Consider the following 2,932-nt stretch of genomic DNA (forward strand, 5'->3'; position numbering starts at 1 on the left):
GAGAAGGTGCCGTCGGCCCCCACCACGGCCGTCCCGATCGGCGTGGTGCCGTCGAGCAGCGTCACCGTCGCCCCGGCCTCACCGGTGCCGGTGATCGTCGGCGTGGTGTCGTCGGTCGGCCCGACCGGGCCCCCCGTCGTCGGCGCCGCGGGGGCCGCGGTGTCGACGACGACGGTCACCGGAGCCGAGGCGCCGCTGACGTTGCCGGCCGCGTCCGTGGTGGTCGCCGTCAGCGCGTAGCTGCCGTCCCCGAGCGGGGCCGTCGGCGTGATGCTGAAGGCGCCGTTCTGGTCCGCCGCCCCCGTTCCCACCACGGTATCGCCGTTGCGGATGGTGACGGTGGTTCCGGGCTCGGCGGTGCCGGTGATGTCCGGGGTGGGATCGTTGGTCGGACGGGCCACCGGCGTGAGCGTCGGGCTTGCCGGCGCCCCCGTGTCGACGACGACGCTGACCGGGACCGTCGCCGCGCCGACATTGCCGGCCGGGTCGGTGAGCTGGACGGACAGGGGGTAGGTCCCGTCCGCGAGCGGGTTGGTCGGGCTGACCGAGAAAGTGCCGTCGGCCCCCACCACGGCCGTCCCGATCGGCGTCGTGCCGTCGAGCAGCGTCACCGTCGCTCCGGCCTCACCGGTACCGGTGATCGCCGGCGTGGTGTCGCCGGTCGGGCCGGTCGGGCCGGTCACCGTCGCCGGGGCGGGTGCGGCGGTGTCGATGGCGACGGTCACCGGAGCCGAGGCGCCGCTGACGTTGCCGGCCGCGTCCGTGGTGGTCGCCGTCAGCGCGTAGCTGCCGTCCCCGAGCGGGGTTGCCGGCGTGATGCTGAAGGCGCTGGTCCCGTCCGCCAGGGCCGTGCCGAGCACGGTGGTGCCGTTCAGGAGCGTCACCGTCGATCCGGCCTCCGCCGTGCCGGTGAGGGTCGGCGTCGCGTCGTTGGTCGGGCCCGCCGGCGCTGTGAGCGTCGGGCTCGCCGGCGCTCCCGTGTCGACGACGACGCTGACCGGGGTCGTGACCGGGCCGGCATTGCCGGCCGGGTCGGTGAGCTGGACGGACAGGGGGTAGGTCCCGTCCGCGAGCGGGCTGGTCGGGCTGACCGAGAAGGTGCCGTCGGCCCCCACCACGGCCGTCCCGATCGGCGTCGTGCCGTTCAGAAGCGTCACCGTCGCCCCTGCTTCACCGGTGCCGGTGATGGCCGGCGTGGTATCGCGGGTGGTGCCGCCTCCCGCCGTCACGACCGGAGCGATCGGCGCGCTGGCGTCGATGCCGAACGTGAACGGTGCGCTCACTGCGCTGACGGTGCCGGCCGCGTCGATCGCCACCGCGGTCGCCGCGTAGGTGCCGTCCGCCAGGACCGGCAGGGTCGCCGACCAAGCGCCGGCCGCGTCGGCCTGCGTCTCGACCGTCACGGCCCCCGCGGAGGTCCCCGCCGAGACGCGGATCGTGCTGCCGGGGTCGGCCCGCCCGGAGAGCGTCGGCGTGGTGTCGCTCGTCAGCCCGTCGCCCGGGATGCCGGTATCGTCGGCGAGGCCCGTGACCACCGGGGCACCCGGCCGCCCGACCTGGAGCGTCAGCGTGCCGCCGGGGACCGTCGCCGTGTTGCCGGCTGCGTCGCTCAAGGCGAGCGTCGAGGTTACCGACCCGCTGAAGCCCGAGAGGTCCACGCTGTAGGTGCCGTCCGCCGCCACCGCGACGCTCGTCTGCCGAACCCCGTCGCTGAAGCCGACGCTGCCGCCGGTGCCGGGATCGAGCCCCGCCACCGTGAAGGCGACCGCGGCGGCCTCGGCCGCGTCGATGACCCCGTCGGCCGTCGGATCGACGGCGAGCGTGGCCGGCGCGCCCGCATCGACGATGGTGTCGATGGTGAGGGCGAAGGGCGCCGAGGTGCCGATCGCGACGCCGTCGGCGCTGGTCAGGCCGGCGGTGAGGGTGTAGGCGGCGTCCGCCAGGCTCGGCAGCGCGAGGCTCCAGGTGCCGTCGGCGGCGACGACACCGGTCGCCGTGACCGTCCCCGCCGCGCTCGCGGCGGTGAGCGTCACGCTCGCCCCCGCCGCACCGATGCCGGTGACCTTCGGGGTGGTGTCGCGGGTGATGCCGTCGCTCGGCACGCCGGTATCGTCGGCGTAGCCGGTGATCACCGGCAGGACCGGGGCGACACCGGTCACGTCGCGGCTGCCCGCCGCGAGCGTGGCGCGGTTGCCGGCGGCATCCGCGATATCGGACCCGGCCGCGAGGGCCAGCGTCAGGCTGCCGGTGCCGGTCACCCCCGCCACCGTCACGGTGTAGTCGCGGCCCGACCCAACGATGCCGGCGATCGCGCCACCCGCCCCGTTCGTGCCGGTGAGCACGAAGTCGTCGACGCTGACATTGGCGACCGCCTCGGAGAAGCTCAGCCCGTAGGTGAAGCTCGCCACCGCCGTGCCGCCGGCCGTGTCGGCGACGGCCGTGCCGGTCGGCGCCGTCGTGTCGAGGGTGAAGGTCGGGCCGGCGATCGTGGCGGTGTTGCCGGCCGCGTCCGTGAGGACGAGGCTCGCGGTGACCGCCCCGTCGAGGCCGTCGAGATCGGCCACGTAGCTGCCGTCCGCGCCGACCGCGACCGTCACGGCGGACAAGCCGTCGCTGAAGGTGGCCGCCGCCCTGGTGCCGGCGTCGAGCCCGGTCACGGTGAAGGCCGTGGCGGCGGCTTCGGCCGCGTTGCGGAGGCCGTCCTGCGTGGCGGCGACCGTGATGGCGGCCGCGGGAGCGGCGTCGATCTGGGTGTCGACGACGACGCTGACCGGGGTCGTGGCCGCGCCGACATTGCCGGCCGCATCGGTGAGCTGCACCGACAAGTCGTAGGTCCCGTCCGCGAGCGGGTTGGCCGGGCTGACCGAGAAGGTGCCGTCGGCCCCCACCACGGCCGTCCCGATCGGCGTGGTGCCGTCGAGCAGCGTCACCG

The 2,932-nt window shown here is 75.5% G+C and carries 1 protein-coding gene; it reads right to left on the reverse strand.

The features are described 5' to 3' along the window. Positions 1-2,932: Ig-like domain-containing protein (locus tag ABZT49_RS05405; RefSeq protein ID WP_355284034.1), on the reverse strand; the 2,932-nt coding region annotated here is incomplete at both ends.

Origin of the sequence: Methylobacterium sp. EM32 (assembly GCF_040593685.1) — a bacterium.
GTDB lineage: Bacteria > Pseudomonadota > Alphaproteobacteria > Rhizobiales > Beijerinckiaceae > Methylobacterium.